This is a genomic window from Sphingomonas paeninsulae (assembly GCF_003660165.1).
Taxonomy (GTDB): Bacteria; Pseudomonadota; Alphaproteobacteria; order Sphingomonadales; family Sphingomonadaceae; genus Sphingomonas_O; species Sphingomonas_O paeninsulae.
In genome coordinates, this window is record NZ_CP032828.1 from 53,181 (window position 1) to 68,560 (window position 15,380).

Below are 15,380 nucleotides of genomic sequence, written 5' to 3' on the forward strand. Positions count from 1 at the left end.
TCCGGGCTAGCTCGCTGTTCATGATCGAACAGAATTTTCGCGTCCCGCTGATTTCCGTCGGATCCGCCAATTACGACAATAACCAACACGCCGAGGACAAAAATGTCCCCATCCAGAATCTCTGGAACTCGATCGAGACCGCTGCGGCGATCATGACGATGAAGATTTAGGGCAAGCATGCGACGCCCGCTGCGCCAGCGGATGGGTGACTGACAGATTAGGGCTTTCGGGGGTTAACCGTGAGTGGATGGGCGCGCCTGGATCCGGGACGACAGGTTGGCGCGTCGCGGGCGCTGAAACCGCGGCAGGGGTCATATACCTCTGAGTGATGAGCCAAAGCGCCTGGACTCAGCTAACTTTCATCAAAACCACTCGGCGGATACGCGCCCTTTCACGACATTAAAGCACCAAATTGTCGTTCCGAAAACGTGGAACTATTCTCTAAATGAAACTAGCACAATGAAGTTCTGAGGGAGGATAGCTGTTGGCAAAAATTACATATTTTGTGTTTTAACTGGTTGATCATCAAAATCGCGTACTCTCTATTTTCTACAACATACGGACGAAGTTGATTATAACCTTATTACAAAACATTATAGATATATAACTTTTAGAAATAGTTCATTTCTAACTATAATTTTGATAAGATTCATTAATACGGATAATAAAAGTTCGAAATGACACTTTCCATACTTGATTTTAGCTGGTTGAATTTTCGTCCGCTTGGATTTTTGGAGAATATTATGCGTAAGCTTACTTCGCCCTTCGTATCTTTCTGGATCAGCGTTGCTGGTACCGCGCTCTGGGTCGTACCAGCCGCTCAAGCCGCAACAACAACGACGACATTCCCAGTCACCGCGACCGTCCTGAAGGCTTGTTTCGTCAGCGCCACCGCGCTCTCGTTCGGCAACTACGATCCAACGGCGACTGTTCCTCTTGACAGCACAGCCACGCTTACGGTGCTCTGCACTGTTGGCACATCCTTCACGGTTGGTCTGAACGCTGGCACCGTCAGCGGCGGAACCGTCACCACGCGACGCATGACGAGCGGCGCGAATACGCTTGGCTATGGGCTGTTTCAGGATACTGGACGTGCAACGAACTGGGGGAGTACGCCTGGCACAGACACGCCGGCCGCGATTACGGCACCCATTGCGGCATCGTCGCTGACCGTCTTCGGGCGTGTTGTCGCTGGTCAGAATGTGCCCACCAATACCTATACCGACACAATCACGGTAACCGTGAACTATTAAGGCTGGCACAAATGCGCGCACAAAAAAGCATCTGCGCTGCCGCCGTTGCAGCGCTGTTGATGCCAGCGACCGTGCAGGCGGCATCGCTTAAAGTGTATCCCGTCCGCGTCGTCCTGACTGCGAACGAGCCGGTCCAGACGATGAAGATCCAAAACGGCGAAGCCGCGCCTGTCCGCGTCCAACTTCGCGTCTTTTCCTGGCATCAGGAAAACGGGAAGGACCTGTTCGAAGAAACGCGTGATGTCCTCGCCAACCCCGGCTTGTTTGAAATAGCTGCCGGAGGTGAACAAATCGCTCGCTTTGGGTTACGGACCAATCTTGGCGCTGCCGAAAAAAGCTATCGGGTTTTTCTGGAGGAAATACCGGATTCACGCCCGAGCGAACCCGGCAAGGTGCGCACCTTGTTGCGGATAAGCATCCCGATCTTTGCAAGTGTGCCCAATGCGGCTGGTCGCTTGAACTGGCGCACTTGGGCGTCGGGACCTGGCACACAGACATTTTCGGTCGTTAATCAGGGCACGGCTCACGTTCAGATCAATCGACTTGCAATCATGCGCGCGGATGGCATGAAACTGGGAGCCAGCGATCTGTCGGCCTATCTGTTGCCCGGTGCATCGCAGAAAATAACAGTCAAGATCGATGCTCCGGTCCATCCCGGTGAGCTGGTGAAGTTAAACGCGGTAACCGATCAGGGGACCCTGACCGACGTTCTCACCAACGAGGCGGGTCCGCATGAAGCCGACCACCTGTAACGGCATCATGGCCGCACTCTGCCTTTTCGCCAACCCGGCCACGGGAAGGGCGCAGTCGGTGACACCTGCTTCGTTAGAACGGTCGCAGCATTCGGATGATGCCGAACTGATCTTCCTGGCGGTCACGGTTAATGGTGTTCCCAAAGACGGCCAATATCTATTGGCACGACGCCATGGCGAATTCCTCGCCCGACCGCCAGATCTCGCACGGTGGGGCATTCGGGCCCATCCGACGGCAACAACAGCGATTGAAAATGATAATTTTGTCGATCTGGCCACAATTCCCGGCATCACTCTGCAATTCGACGCGGGCCGCGAGCTCATCGCAATGACGGTTTCCGACGAACTTTTAGACTTACACAAAATCTCTGCATCGACTGCGCGCATGAACCCAACCGAAAGCGCTCTCGCCGCGTTTCTAAATTACGATCTGTCAGTCCAATATGCCGATAAAGCTCAAGCCTCGGTTTTTCTGGAAGCCGGCGTATCGGGTAATTGGGGCTTGCTCGCTACGACAATGGCGGTCGGCCAGCAGGCGGGGTCCGGCGGCGTTACGCGGCTTGACACCTACTTTCTGCGTGACGATCCGGACGCGCTTATTCGCTTGGTCGTCGGCGACACGGTCAGCGATTCAAACGAATGGACACGCCAGATTCGCTTTGGCGGCGTCCGGTTGGGCACTGAGTTTGGCCTTCAACCAAACCTCATCACCTTTCCCACGCCCGCCTTCGCTGGGCGTACCGCGATCCCATCGAATGTCGAGCTTCTGGTCAATAATGCCCAGCGCTTTCAAACGGACGTTGCCGAGGGGCCATTTTCGATCAGCCAGGTGCCGCTCGTCAGTGGTGCGGGAGAAGTGACGCTCGTCGTCCGCGATGCGCTTGGTGTCGAGCGTCGGGTAACATCATCCTATTATGTCAGCTCGCGCCTTTTAAGTCCCGGCCGGAGCGCCTGGTCGTTCGAAGCCGGCGGCGAGCGTGTGGATTATGGCATCAAGGACTTCAGCTATCGAAACCCTTTCATGTCAGGCTCATATCGCAGCGGAATCACCGACTGGCTAACTCTCGAAAGCCGGGCTGAACTGAGTGGCGACGTCCAGATGGCGGGCGCTGGAGCCAACATCGTCTGGTCGCCAATCGGAGAGTTCGGGATCGCTGCCGCGGCTTCACGCGGCAGCAATGGCGACGGGACGCTCTATCGGGTTTTCTTCAATCGCATCACACCCCGATGGAATATCGCAGTCAGTTATCAGCACGCCTCGCGCACGTTCGACCAACTCGGAATTTATAGCGATGCGGAACGTATCACCCACCAACTCCAGGCATCCGCGGGTACTTCGCTTGGACGATGGGGCAATTTCGGTGTCGTTTACACCGATCTCGAATATGCCGACCGCACTCGCACCCGGCTCACCTCAGCCAATTACAGCATCGGGATCGGCGATCGGGGCTATCTGAGCCTGTTCGCGCTACGCAGCGCCGTCACTGGGGATCGGATCGACACGACGTTGGGCGCAGGTTTTACCATTCCGTTCGGATCGCGGAGCAGCGGATATATACAGGCCGATAGCCACAATGCGCTTGCTGAAATTCACAAGACGCCACCCACCGACGGCGGCTGGGGTTATCGCTTCACGGCCAGCACAGGCGAAAGCGATCGTCAGCAGGCCGAACTCGACTGGCGTGGCAATCAGGGTGAAGTCAGCGTGGAAGCCGCGCGGATCGACGGAAGCTCAGGGGTCAGGATGCTTGCCAGCGGCGGCTTACTCGCGACCGGCGATCGCGTTTACGCCACTCGCCGGGTCGAGGATGCGGTGGGTGTCGTCGATGTACCAGACTTGCCAGATGTTCGTATTTATCAGGAAAACCGCCTTGTTGCACGCACCGACGGCCAAGGCCGGGCGATCATCCCCGATCTACGGGCCTATGAAAACAACCGTCTCGCAATTGCGCCGGGGGACGTGCCAATCGACGCCCAAATGCCCGACGATACGCTCATGATCGTGCCGCGCTATCGCGGAGCAGCGAAAGCACATTTTGCGATCGAGCAGGATCACGCTGTGACGATTGTGCTACAGACGTCCGATGGCGCTTTAGTCGATGCGGGTATTGTTGTACGGCTTGGAACCGGCGAAACCACATTCACGGGCTATGGTGGAGAGATATTCGTTCGAAAGGCGCGCATCGGCATGTCCATCGAGTTTGACACCCAACAAGGACCATGCCGAATAGTTCTTGGGGCACTCCCAACAGGAGACGTGTTGCCACGCATTGGGCCCTTGCGATGTGGCGCTGCGGCGAGCACACCATGAACATTCGGCGATTGAGCTTGGTGATGGGGGTATTGTTCGCTTGGGTGGCGATCGCACCCACCCCAGCTCAGGCGAATTGCGCGGCGTTATCGCTCTGCAGTTGCACCGTCAGCACCACCGGCATCAGCTTCGGTTCCTATGACCCGGTGTCTTCGGCAAATACCGATTCCACTGGCAGCGTGCGTGTTGTTTGTACGTTGCTCGTCGCTCTCGCCGGATCGTATAGGATCGACCTCAGTACCGGCTCGTCCGGCAGCTATGCACAGCGAACACTTACCAACGGCCCGTCAATTTTGAACTACAATCTTTACACCGATGTGGCATACGGTCAGATCGTGGGAAACGGCTCCGGCGGATCCTCAAGCATAACCAGTAATTTCCTGGCATTGCTCTTCCTCGATCAGAGCACGACCATCTATGGGCGTATCCCCGGCAGCCAGAATGTGTCCGCTGGCAGCTATAGTGACACGATCACTGTCACTGTCACCTACTAGACCGTCCCGCAAAGAACAGCAGAAGGATTTCGAGAGCACCATTGAAAATGCCACCGCATGACTGTGTCTTGCCTCCGTCCAACTGCTTAAGAGAAAACCACCAAGATACTGATATCACTCCCTTTCATGGTTTCGAGACGGACTCTAAGAGCGCTCACACGGCTAATCGTTAATCTAATCATAAGATACAGTCGCTAAATCACCCGATCGGTCAGCCTTGTATTGGATGAGTAGTGAAAAGCGCAGACAAAATTAGCGGAGGCGTTTCGACTGCTAACGAGGTTGTCTTACAGGCGTCCACAATCATTCTGTCGATCATCATTTTGCTCGCGCTTACAATCACCGGTTACGTCTATGGCACCAATCCATTTACAAAATTGATATTCTGGGCGGAAACCACCGCATTTACAATTTTGATTTTTGCGATCGTGCGCGGGCTTCGTATCACGCTTCGCGAAATGCACTCTCGGAACCGAATGGCGGCAGGTGCAGTTGAGGCGCGACGGCATGTCGAGCAACTCTTTCACATGAGTGACATGCTGCAGAGTGCGCTTGGTTACCCCGACGCAAATGCAGTGCTGCGTGCGACCGCCAACGAACTCATGGCGGGATTTGGCGGCGCACTTTACATTTTTAACAACTCGGGCGACCGACTCGACTTATCGACCACATGGGACTGGCCTGATGAAACCCGGCCATCTGCTACCATTACTCCTACACAATGCTGGGCCCTTAAACGCGGCAAATCACACCTGAACGAGGGGGAGCCGGGTGCACTGTGCTGTGAACATCACACTACCGGATTCATGGTACTGGAAATCCCAATGATGGCACGGGGCGAAGTTTACGGGCTGCTTAGCATACAGGCACAGGGACTGAACGCCCGCGACCAACTGTCTACCGTTGCGCCCATCGCAAACGCTATCGCGGAGGGCATGTCGCTTGCCCTCTCAAATATCGCGCTTCGCGAAAAACTGCGCACGCAGGCGCTGCGTGACCCTCTCACCGGGCTCTACAACCGTCGCTACATGGAAGACGTTTTGGAGCGCTACGCAAATCTCGCGGAACGAAATGGAAGTCCGCTCTCAGTCATCATGATCGATCTTGACCATTTCAAACGATTAAATGACGAACATGGGCACGCCCTCGGAGATGCCGTCCTTCGCGAAGTGGGCGGGACGCTAATGGGTGCCATCCGTCCCAGCGATGTGGCCTGTCGATATGGTGGCGAAGAGCTTATGGTCTTGTTGCCAGATTGCTCGCTAGCCGGTGCGCAGGCCAAGGCAGAAATAATGCGGGCCAGAATCGAAGGGCTGTCAGAAAATCACGGCTTTTCGATCACAGCTTCTTTTGGCGTCGCGACCACGCCCGAAAGCACCGATAGATGTTCTGATCTCCTTACGAACGCAGATGCAGCATTGTACCAAGCCAAGCAGGCTGGCCGAAATCGCGTATTCGTCGCACCACGCCGCACCAACACAAAGGTTCACCTTGTCGCGACGACAGAATAGCTGGTTGCCATTTGCTCTTCGAATCTGAACGTCAATAGCATGATCTTTTTTAAGCAGATCTAAGGATGACAGCTTGAATTGACGGGCGGATTAACAGACTGGCCCGTGCTGAAAGGACCGGTGGAACCAAGGTGAGAGACGAACAATGTCTGTGCAAACAGTCAATATCGCACCGCCCCTTTCACCACTCGCAAAGGCACGACCATTCGGCGAACGGCTCTCGTCCAGCAGTCTCTTCGGCGTACTGGACGACTATCCGCTTTTCCACGAGGTCGCTCCCGACCTGGGCTACCGCGCAGCGGCAACCTGAGCCGGTGTTCGGTATCGGTCGAACCACGCGATTATAGCGGAGGCCTTGGCCGCCGATTGAGAGGGCCGCGCCGCCAGACCGCCATGGCTTGCGCCCGGCACCATCACCAGCGCAGTTGGCACCCCACGGATCTGAAGCGCGGCGTAATATTGCTCTGCCTCACTTACTGGCGTTCGATAATCGTCGCTGCCGACAATCACGAGGGTCGGCGTCTTAACGTTGCCGACAAGACTGAGCGGCGAACGCTTCCAATAGCTCATCGGATCTTCCCAGGGCAGCTTGGCGAACCAGTAGCGCGACGTGAACAGCGTGTTGTCCATCGTCAGCGCTTCGCTGATCCAGTTGATGACGGGCTTTTGCGTCGCGGCGGCCTTGAACCGGTTGGTCTTGCCAACAATCCAGGCGGTTAGCACGCCGCCGCCCGAGCCCCCGGTGACGAAGAGGTTGTTGGAATCCGCAGTCCCGTCTGCGATCGCGGCATCGACCGCAGCGAGGAGGTCGTCGTAATCGGCAGAAGGATAATTCTTGTCGATGAGATTGGCGAACTCGGCCCCATATGAGGTGGAGCCGCGCGGGTTAGTCCACAACACCGCATAGCCGGCGGCGGCGTAGAGCTGCATATCGGTAGCAAAGCTGGGGCCGTAGGCGCTGTTGGGGCCACCGTGAATCTCCAGAATCAGCGGGACGCGCTGGCCGGGCGTGCGGCCAGGCGGAGTGGCGAGCCACGCGTCGATCGACCGGCCATCGGCGGCGGTGACGGCGATCTTGCGGACGGGAGCTATCGCCTTGGACCCGGTCAGCACGGCATTGAGCATCGTTAGCCGACGCCGCTTACCACTCGCCATCACCCACACGTCGGCGGGGGTGCCGGCGTCGCCGCCAGTATAGGCCAGGGTGCCATTCCGCGCGACGGAGAACTCGCCGCCGGTATAGGGACGATCGAGGCCGCCGCCTTGCACATTATCGACGAGCGGCGTCAGCCGACCGTCGAGTCCAACTCGCGCGATCCGGCGCTGGCCGTGGTCGTCGAAGCTGGCATAAAGGCTGCGCCCATCCGCAGACCATTGCACATCCTCAATCGCGCGGTCGAGCGACGCGGTAAGCGAGCGCGGAGCCCCGGCGTCGCGATCGCCGATGTAAAGCTGCGTGTTTTCGTAGCTGCGGCGCTTATCGTCAAAACCAAGCCAAGCGATCCGACTGCCATCGGGCGAGACGCGCGGCTGCGCGTCCGGACCGTCGCGTGCTGTCAGCGTCCGCATCGTTCCCGTCATCACATCAACCGCGATGACGTCGGAGTTCATCACCTGCCGGTCAGCTTCAGGCCCGCGAATTGCCGAGAAGACGATGGCGCGGCCGTCGGGCGTCCACGACAGCGGCCCGCCGTCGTCGAACCGACCGAAGGTGATCTGCCGTGCCGTGCCACCGTCCGCCGCGACGACGAAGAGATGGTCGTAACCTGGCTTGACGTAGCCGGGGCCGTCGTTGCGGTAGTTGACCCGGTCGATGACGGTCAGGGGTTCGGCCCATTTAGCGCCTTCCGGCTTGGGCGGTGCGGTACCGATCTTGGTGGCTTCGCCCGGCACCGTTGCGACATAGGCAAGACGTGTGCCGTCCGGTGACCAGGCCAGAGCCTGCGGATCGCCGGGAAAGCTCGTCACGCGCGCGCTCGCGCCGGTGGCGATCCAGCGGACGAACAACTGCGTACCCTCGCCATCCCCCGCAGCGTAGGCGATCCGTGTCCCATCGGGCGACCATCGCGGGTTCGATCCTTGCGGCGAGAACGGAGACTGGCGGCCGCTGGCGACGTCGATAAGCCATACGGATGATTGCATTCGGTCGGCCATCACGTCGCCGGTCCGGCGCACATAGACGATCGTGCGGCCATCAGGGCTGATCTGCGGGTCGGCGGCAATCGACAGGCCGAACAGGTCCGCACCGACGAAGCTGCGCGTGGGGCCGTCCGCGACCGGTGCCGTCGGCTGGCGCTCTGGAGCTACGGACGGCGTTGCGGCGAGGATCAGAAGGGTGATAGGCAGATGCAAACGGATGGCTCCTTCGACGGGAAATGCCGATCATGCTCAACGCCGTCGATCATGCAAGCCTCATCAACCAGGGGAGCGATGCAGGGGTTGCATAATATAATATTAGCTCATGATTTCCAAAAGCGGCGTTTCATAAAGACTGTCACAAGTCCCACCAGCACAAGCCCCAATAATCCAATAATCCAAGGCACCAGTTTCAGGAGCAACGGTTTACCACCCCCTGCGCGAAGCGTGGCGACCTGAGCGGCATCGACCTGGACGGCAGAATTACCGAACTGGGTCAAAACCCGATTGGCCACCGCCGCTACTTGCGCATCGTTCATGTCGTTGGCGAAGGCGGGCATAAAGGCGTGGCCATCGCTGCCTCGCCGATCGACACCCGTCAGGACGGTCATGACAAGGTTATTGGGATTGTTCGATCCGGTTGCGCTGCTGCCAACCAGCGGCGGGTAAAAGCCATCTTTCGAACCGTTCCCGTTGAGGCCGTGGCACGATGCACAAGCACCGGCGTAAAGACGAGCACCATCGATGGTGGCGCTCCCCGCGACCGCGTTCTGATCGCGAGTGTCGCTATTTTCATAGGCGGTTAGCGAAACGGGCCGAACCTGCGTGAAACCGAACGCTGCTCTGGTATCCGCCGAATCGCGCACGGGGGCAACCGTCCGCATATAAGCCACCATCGCCGACAAATCGGGATCGGACAGCGAGCGCAGGGAGTGTTCCACCGCCTCGCCCATTCCACCAGCGGCAACGCCCTTGCCTGCAACATGGCCATTGCGGAAATAGGCAACGAGTTGCTGGTCGCTCCAGCCTCCGATGCCGCTGACCGGATCGGAGGTGATATTGGGCGCGCGCCAACCACCGACATCCCCACCTGTAAACGCTTGCGAGTTTTTCTCCGCCATCAATATGTTACGCGGCGTGTGGCACGACCCGCAATGCGCCAGCGTTTCCACCAGGTACTGACCGCGCTGCGCCGCAGGACTTAGCGCCGGCGTCGGCCTGAATGGTTTGTCCGAACGGAACATCCAGTTCCACGGAATCATCATGGCTCGAATGTTGAACGGAAAAGGCAAATCTGTGGTCGGCGCTATGGTATCGACCGGCTTCACGCCGTTGGTGAAGAATGCATATAGCGCCCGCATATCGTCTTCGCTGATGCCCTGGTAATTGGTGTACGGCATCGCTGGATAGAGCCGAGCCCCGTCGGGGCGGACGCCCCTGCGCATCGAGCGATCGAAATCCTCGAAACTCCATCCGCCAATCCCGGCCTTGTGCGAGGGGGTAATGTTCGGTGCAACAATGTCACCGAGCGGCGAAGCAATAACATAGCCACCAGCATAAGCGGGGCCGCCGGACTGCTTGGTGCGATGGCAGGCGGCGCAGTCACCAGCGGTTGCTATATAGGCACCCCGTTCGATAAGCGCGGCATCAGGAGCCTGGGCCTGTGCGAGATACGGAGCGAGCAGCGCCACCGTCAATGTGGTGAAAAGCGTGGTAACTCGGGACATCGCCTCAAATCTCCCGAACGATAGTGTCGGCCATGCGAATAGCGAGCGCCACACCGGTCAGGGTCGGATTGATAACCCCCGAAGCCGGAATAACGCCGGTCGTTGCAAGGAAGAGATTGGCGTGGTCGTGCGTTCGGCAATCGCCATCGACAACCGAATCCCTGGCGTCGGCACCCATAATGACCGTGCCCATAATGTGATCGCGGTTCTGCCAGCCGCTGTTATCTTCGATCACCGTGCCGCCCATCGCTTTCACGAAGCGGCCATAATCGGCCATCGCGTGCGGACGCGCCGCCTTCACATAATCGTCGACTTCATAATTGACGGTCAGCGTCGGAATGCCGAGCGCATCCTTGCGCGATGCATGCGGTTGCACCCGATTGGTGGCATGGGGCAGCATCTCGAACACCGTCGATATATCCACCCAGCGCGAAGCCTCATCGCGGATGCGGGCGTCTAGTTCGGGGCCGAGAACACCTTGTTTGAGCAGGCGTTTCGTCACCGCGCGATTGGGTACGTTGTTGGACATCGCATGCTTAACCGCGGCGAAGTCGCGACGGTGAGCGCCATCGCGCAAATTGAAGATACCGCCCTGCTGCACTGCCCCGCGCCCCGGCCACACCGGTTCGTCGGCGAGGAATTGCAGGCCCATGCCGCTATGATCCATCAAATTGCGGCCGACCTGATCGGATGAATTCGCAACATCGGAAATCAGCAGCAACTTTGGCGTTTCAAGGCCATGCGCAGCAACGATGAAATAGCGCGCAGTCAGCCGCACGTCGCCACCTTTGGACGTCTTGTAATGAACGGCAACGATCTTGCCGCCCTCACCTTTTTCCAACTTGTATGCGGTGGCATCAGTGCGCAATTCGGCACCGGCCCGCTCGGCATGATCGACGTGGAACGATCCCGAATACATCGCGCCGATCGGACATACCGGCATACAATTGTTGTTGCCCGCACAGGCAGGACGCCCGTCATAGGGCTTCGTTACGCGCGCGTTCGGCTCGTGAATGAAATTATAGCCTTCGGGCGCGAGCCGCGCCTCGACCCGCTGGAACAGATAGGTCTTGGCTTCGGGCGGAAGCGGGTAGGGCTTGGAGCGCGGGGGAAAAGCACCGCCACCCTGACCGCTCTGGTCCTGCACATCCGAACCGACGACACCGAGCGCTTCCTCCGCGCGCTGATAATAGGGTTCGAGGGCATCATAGCCGATCGGCCAGTCCCGCCCGACGCCATAGGTCGTCTTGAGCAGCATATCGCTCGGAATATAACGCCATGCAGCCGCCGCCCAATGCCAGGTCGTGCCACCGACGAGCTTCAGCATACCAGGGCGGAAATCGAACGGTCCGGTATTCTCGAGATAATCGGCATCGTAAGTCGTGGGTGCCCAGGGCAAATCTGGATAGGGCTGATTATAATCGTCGGGTTTCGACGAATTGCGGTGGTTCTCGACAATTTTCCAGCGCGGAATGCGAATACCCGCTTCGAGGATGATCACCGATTTCCCGGCTTTGGCCAGTTCATAAGCTGCGTTGGCGCCCAATGCGCCGGAACCGACGACCACGACGTCGACATCATAGATTTCGGCCATTATGCTATGCTCTTCTTAGAATTTGGGGCGGAAGTCGTCGGCCAATCGCGAACTCCGGCTGTGCCGGCCGGCGTCGGCGTTCCCGCTGGCGAGTCGATCCAGTAATTCGTACCGCGACGAGCGTAGGACGGGATCACCGTCGCATCGATCGTAGGGCGATACATCAGCGCCCCCGCATAGGTGACAAAGCCGGTGGTATCCTTGGCCTGAACGGGGTTCGCGATGCCGGTTCCGCCGAGATACCAAGTCGTAGTGATGGTCCGCGCAGTCGCGATCAGCGCGTCATTCTTGGCGAGAGGTGACGCAAGGAAGGCAGCCATGTCGCGAAGCCCAGCACCGTGGATGGCATCGCTCAGCGCCGCGGTCGCTCGCGCAAAACCGGTATCCAGCGCAACAAGCTGACTCCATGCGCGACCGAGCGCCGCTGTGTCATCGATCGCCGAACCCGTGACAAAACGGCTCATGTCCACGAAAGCCGCAGGTGGAGTGACTGCCGCCGGTGGCCCAGCCAATGCTTTGCCAAGACCAAACCCGCCTGCGGCTGCCACACCCGCCGTAGCGATACCAAGCATCAGTTCGCGGCGGCGTATCGCGATTGCCGATCCGGTCGCCGATCCAGGTTCGTCCGGGATAAAAGGAGTCATGGCTAAAGTCCTTTGAGAGCGATCAGAATTTTATCGACCCGTCCATTCCGAGAACAACGACATCGGTCGCATGGGCATAGCCGCCCGGATCGATGATATATTGAATGTTAGGTTTCAACACGAGCCAGTCGGTCAGGTGAACGCCGTAGTTGATTTCCGCCGCATATTCCGCATTCGGGCGTTCGGCGCCGGGTACGATGTCACGGGTAGAGCGAGCGTTAACGTTGGTGCGCGCAATCGCAATGCCCATGTCATCTTGAGGTCGCGATTTAAACAGGCCGGTGTAGAACACGCCACCGGCAATCTGATTATCGGTCACTTGAGTGGCGCGGTCGGTCTGGGTGACATTCAGGAAAGCTGTCATTCCCTGTTTCGTCTTCGGCCCGGTTGGACCGTCCTCCGTCGTTCCCGTCAATTGCTGCTGAAACTGAATATAAGCACCGTAGCGACCATTCTTTTGCAACGGCGCAAGCCCAGTGACGGCGGGAGGCTGATAGTTGATGTCGTAGTAAAGATCGTCGGCGTTCGCGCTATTGTACCAGCCGCCGAACTTATACGAACCGGGCAACCGGCTCGTACCGAAGCGTGGCGTGTAACCGACTTCGACCGGCACCATCACACCGGTCGCACCGTGGAAATAGCCGATCGTGAATTCGTGATCGAGGTTGCGCGGGTTGATTTCGTAAGCGCCGATCATTGCGTAGAAACGATCGTTCTTTACCCGCAACCTGGCACCCCAATTGCTAATAGGCCAGTTATACCAATAATCCCCGCGAGGTTGCCCACAGGCGCGCCGCAAAAGCTAAGGTTCTGGAAAGAGCAGGAAAACGCCGCGAAATCCTCACCCTGCGTCAGACGACCGAGCTTGATGTCGGCATGGCCGCCAGCGAACGATTGCATATACCAGAATTGCGTCAGTCGGACGACGTTACCGCGACCAAAGTTCTCTTGCACTTGCTGCAACGTACCCAGCCCCGCCGCCGAACCAAGATCCTGACCGTGGCGATAGGTGATCGTCACCTGCATCGTGCCACCGGGCAGTCCCATAAGACGGTCGGTGTCAATCGTCGTGCCGACGACCAATTGTCCACTTGCGGCGGCGTCCTTGCGGTCACCGCCCGACACGTTCGTTGCGGCCTCCAGACCATAGGAACCAGTCACGTCGATGCCGTCGTCGCGAAGGTCGGTTCGCAAGCCGCCCCACTCGCCGGTCAAGGTACTCGGAACTTTCACCCCGGGGTTTTGCGTGTCGCCAACCTGGGGGGCCGATTCCACTTCGGTCTGCTGTGGAGCACTGTCCTGCGCTGCGGCGGACAAAGGCAGGAGTGCAAGTACGGACACAGACGCAGCTAAATGGGAAACCCGCATGATATCATGCTTCCTTGGTTTTCGCGGCAAAAAGACCAAATGCGACGATGATCACGTAACAGATGATGGGGATGATCATGGCGGTGGCGACCGTGGACGCGTCCGCCAGTCCACCGGTCAGGAGCGGAACGATCGCTCCTCCGACGATCGCCATACAAAGCAGGCCCGACCCCTCCGGCGTCTTCTTGCCCAGACCCTGAAGCGTCAGCGAGAAGATGGTCGGAAACATGATCGAATTGAACAGACCGACCGCGATCATCGACCAGCCGGCGATGCCGCCATGCGTGCCGATCGACACCAGCACCAGTGCGGCGGCTACGGTAGCGAAGGTCGCCAGAAGCTTGCCGGGACTGATCCGTGCGAGCAACCATGCACCGATGAATCGGCCGACCATTGCACCGCCCCAATAGAATGAGAGATGCTTGCCCGCTGATTGTGCATTGAGCGCAAGCGTCGTCGGCTGTTCCAGATAGCTGACCAGCAACGAGCCGATCGAAACTTCGGCGCCGACATAGGCGAACAGCGCGACCACCCCGAACAGGATACGAGGACGGCCGAGCAGACGAATGCTATCCATGAAGCCGACCTCATCCGGCGTTTCGGTTGGAAGTGACCGACGAAGGCTCCAGAAGATCGCGGCCACAATTGCGAGGACCACGGCTATCCCCAGATAGATATGGGCAACGACCGCACCCTCTGCGCTTCGGAAAGCGGGAAGTGCGGCGGGGGCAATCGTCGCGGGATCGGTTGCAGCAACCGACCCGAGGATCAGCATCGACCCGATATACGGAAAGATCGTCGTGCCAAGGGAATTGAAAGCCTGTGCGAACGTCAGGCGACTACTCGCGCCAGCTGGATCGCCAAGACTGGCGATCAGCGGGTTGGCCGCGACCTGCAGAATCGTGATCCCGCCTGCCAGAATGAAAAGCGCTATCAGAAAGCCGCCATAAACACCTGCCGAAGCCGCTGGCCAAAACAGCAACGCGCCGATCACCATGATGACGAGGCCCAACACCAGGCCGCGAACATAACCGATCCGCGCGATCACCGTACCCGCAGGAATGGACACGATCGCATAGGCCATGAAGAACGCGAACTGCGTCAGCATCACCTCGGCATAGCTCAGTGAGAACAACCCCTTCAACTTAGGGATCAGCACGTCGTTTAGGCTTGTTGCGCCGCCCCAAACGAAGAACAGTCCTATCACCAGCCAGACGAGCGAGCGCGCTACGGTGGGGGGTGCCGAGGTCGGAGGTGTGGAGGATCGCCCCATTTGGTTGCCCATTTGGTCAGGGTTCATACTCGTTTCTCCGATGAAAGCATGTAGCGTCCGTGGTGACCTGCCTGCGTCTGTTTTGTCATTGCCACCCACCTCCCGCGCCTTGAAGACATCCACTTGTCGAAAGACCAACAGCGAATTCGATACTGCAAGATTTGCCTGCGCGGTCGTCAGCGCCGCCTGGGCCGTAAGGAACGAAATAAAGTCCGTGCGTCCAGTCACCCTGCCTGATTTACAACTGTGGTTGCACTCCTAACGCCCGCGACAGCGATTGGTTGCGGTCCCCCTACAGCCATAGGCCGACAACCCTG

At 58.4% G+C, this 15,380-nt stretch carries 14 protein-coding genes; 7 read left to right on the forward strand and 7 right to left on the reverse strand.

Annotation, left to right across the window (positions count from 1 at the left end; genetic code table 11):
* Positions 1 to 20: 20 nt before the first annotated feature.
* From D3Y57_RS19970 to D3Y57_RS19975, 7 genes are all read left to right on the forward strand, one after another.
* Positions 21 to 170: a hypothetical protein gene (locus D3Y57_RS19970; RefSeq protein ID WP_162986871.1), complete on the forward strand. Its 150-nt coding sequence runs from the start codon at positions 21 to 23 to the stop codon at positions 168 to 170.
* Positions 171 to 743: 573 nt separating this feature from the next.
* The gene (locus D3Y57_RS01415) at positions 744 to 1,253 is read left to right on the forward strand and encodes a Csu type fimbrial protein (RefSeq protein WP_121152018.1); all 510 of its coding nucleotides are present in this window, start codon (positions 744 to 746) and stop codon (positions 1,251 to 1,253) included.
* 11 nt (positions 1,254 to 1,264) lie between these two features.
* Positions 1,265 to 2,005, forward strand: coding sequence for a fimbrial biogenesis chaperone (locus D3Y57_RS01420; protein WP_239025775.1), 741 nt, complete (start codon positions 1,265 to 1,267; stop codon positions 2,003 to 2,005).
* Entirely contained in the window at positions 1,986 to 4,316 is a 2,331-nt protein-coding gene (locus D3Y57_RS01425; RefSeq protein ID WP_239025776.1) for a fimbria/pilus outer membrane usher protein, read from the forward strand. The genes D3Y57_RS01420 and D3Y57_RS01425 overlap by 20 nt, the downstream gene beginning before the upstream one ends.
* 23 nt (positions 4,317 to 4,339) lie before the next feature.
* A complete protein-coding gene (locus D3Y57_RS01430) occupies positions 4,340 to 4,810 on the forward strand; it encodes a Csu type fimbrial protein (RefSeq protein WP_121152023.1) in 471 nt (156 codons plus the stop codon).
* Between the two features lie 233 nt (positions 4,811 to 5,043).
* Positions 5,044 to 6,321, forward strand: coding sequence for a GGDEF domain-containing protein (locus D3Y57_RS01435; protein ID WP_239025777.1), 1,278 nt, complete (start codon positions 5,044 to 5,046; stop codon positions 6,319 to 6,321).
* Positions 6,322 to 6,466: 145 nt separating this feature from the next.
* Positions 6,467 to 6,631: a hypothetical protein gene (locus D3Y57_RS19975; protein WP_162986872.1), complete on the forward strand. Its 165-nt coding sequence runs from the start codon at positions 6,467 to 6,469 to the stop codon at positions 6,629 to 6,631.
* Here D3Y57_RS19975 and D3Y57_RS01440 read toward each other — a convergent pair.
* The 7 genes from D3Y57_RS01440 to D3Y57_RS01470 all read right to left on the reverse strand — a co-directional run bounded on the left by D3Y57_RS01440 (position 6,610) and on the right by D3Y57_RS01470 (position 15,090).
* Positions 6,610 to 8,679 (reverse strand): S9 family peptidase, encoded by a 2,070-nt coding sequence (locus D3Y57_RS01440; protein WP_121150704.1) that lies wholly within the window; start codon positions 8,677 to 8,679, stop codon positions 6,610 to 6,612. The genes D3Y57_RS19975 and D3Y57_RS01440 overlap by 22 nt on opposite strands.
* Before the next feature lie 101 nt (positions 8,680 to 8,780).
* Positions 8,781 to 10,184 carry a cytochrome c gene (locus D3Y57_RS01445; RefSeq protein ID WP_121150706.1) on the reverse strand — a complete coding sequence of 468 codons (1,404 nt, stop codon included), beginning with the start codon at positions 10,182 to 10,184 and terminating at the stop codon, positions 8,781 to 8,783.
* Between the two features lie 4 nt (positions 10,185 to 10,188).
* Entirely contained in the window at positions 10,189 to 11,778 is a 1,590-nt protein-coding gene (locus tag D3Y57_RS01450) for a GMC family oxidoreductase (protein ID WP_121150708.1), read from the reverse strand.
* On the reverse strand, positions 11,778 to 12,422 hold the full coding sequence (locus D3Y57_RS01455) for a sugar dehydrogenase complex small subunit (protein ID WP_121150710.1): 645 nt from the start codon (positions 12,420 to 12,422) through the stop codon (positions 11,778 to 11,780). The genes D3Y57_RS01450 and D3Y57_RS01455 overlap by 1 nt, the downstream gene beginning before the upstream one ends.
* A gap of 22 nt (positions 12,423 to 12,444) precedes the next feature.
* Positions 12,445 to 13,149 (reverse strand): carbohydrate porin, encoded by a 705-nt coding sequence (locus D3Y57_RS01460; protein WP_239025778.1) that lies wholly within the window; start codon positions 13,147 to 13,149, stop codon positions 12,445 to 12,447.
* Positions 13,140 to 13,790 carry a carbohydrate porin gene (locus tag D3Y57_RS01465; RefSeq protein WP_121150714.1) on the reverse strand — a complete coding sequence of 217 codons (651 nt, stop codon included), beginning with the start codon at positions 13,788 to 13,790 and terminating at the stop codon, positions 13,140 to 13,142. The genes D3Y57_RS01460 and D3Y57_RS01465 overlap by 10 nt, the downstream gene beginning before the upstream one ends.
* Before the next feature lie 4 nt (positions 13,791 to 13,794).
* Entirely contained in the window at positions 13,795 to 15,090 is a 1,296-nt protein-coding gene (locus D3Y57_RS01470) for a sugar MFS transporter (protein WP_239025779.1), read from the reverse strand.
* Between the last annotated feature and the right edge of the window lie 290 nt (positions 15,091 to 15,380).

Bases quoted from the DNA above. Each gene is read 5' to 3' on its own strand.
- D3Y57_RS01465 (WP_121150714.1), bottom strand. From the start codon at position 13,790: ATGCGGGTTTCCCATTTAGCTGCGTCTGTGTCCGTACTTGCACTCCTG.
- D3Y57_RS01445 (WP_121150706.1), bottom strand. From the start codon at position 10,184: ATGTCCCGAGTTACCACGCTTTTCACCACATTGACGGTGGCGCTGCTC.
- D3Y57_RS01425 (WP_239025776.1), top strand. From the start codon at position 1,986: ATGAAGCCGACCACCTGTAACGGCATCATGGCCGCACTCTGCCTTTTC.
- D3Y57_RS01455 (WP_121150710.1), bottom strand. From the start codon at position 12,422: ATGACTCCTTTTATCCCGGACGAACCTGGATCGGCGACCGGATCGGCA.
- D3Y57_RS01450 (WP_121150708.1), bottom strand. From the start codon at position 11,778: ATGGCCGAAATCTATGATGTCGACGTCGTGGTCGTCGGTTCCGGCGCA.
- D3Y57_RS19975 (WP_162986872.1), top strand. From the start codon at position 6,467: ATGTCTGTGCAAACAGTCAATATCGCACCGCCCCTTTCACCACTCGCA.
- D3Y57_RS01415 (WP_121152018.1), top strand. From the start codon at position 744: ATGCGTAAGCTTACTTCGCCCTTCGTATCTTTCTGGATCAGCGTTGCT.
- D3Y57_RS01470 (WP_239025779.1), bottom strand. From the start codon at position 15,090: ATGAACCCTGACCAAATGGGCAACCAAATGGGGCGATCCTCCACACCT.
- D3Y57_RS01420 (WP_239025775.1), top strand. From the start codon at position 1,265: ATGCGCGCACAAAAAAGCATCTGCGCTGCCGCCGTTGCAGCGCTGTTG.
- D3Y57_RS19970 (WP_162986871.1), top strand. From the start codon at position 21: ATGATCGAACAGAATTTTCGCGTCCCGCTGATTTCCGTCGGATCCGCC.
- D3Y57_RS01430 (WP_121152023.1), top strand. From the start codon at position 4,340: ATGGGGGTATTGTTCGCTTGGGTGGCGATCGCACCCACCCCAGCTCAG.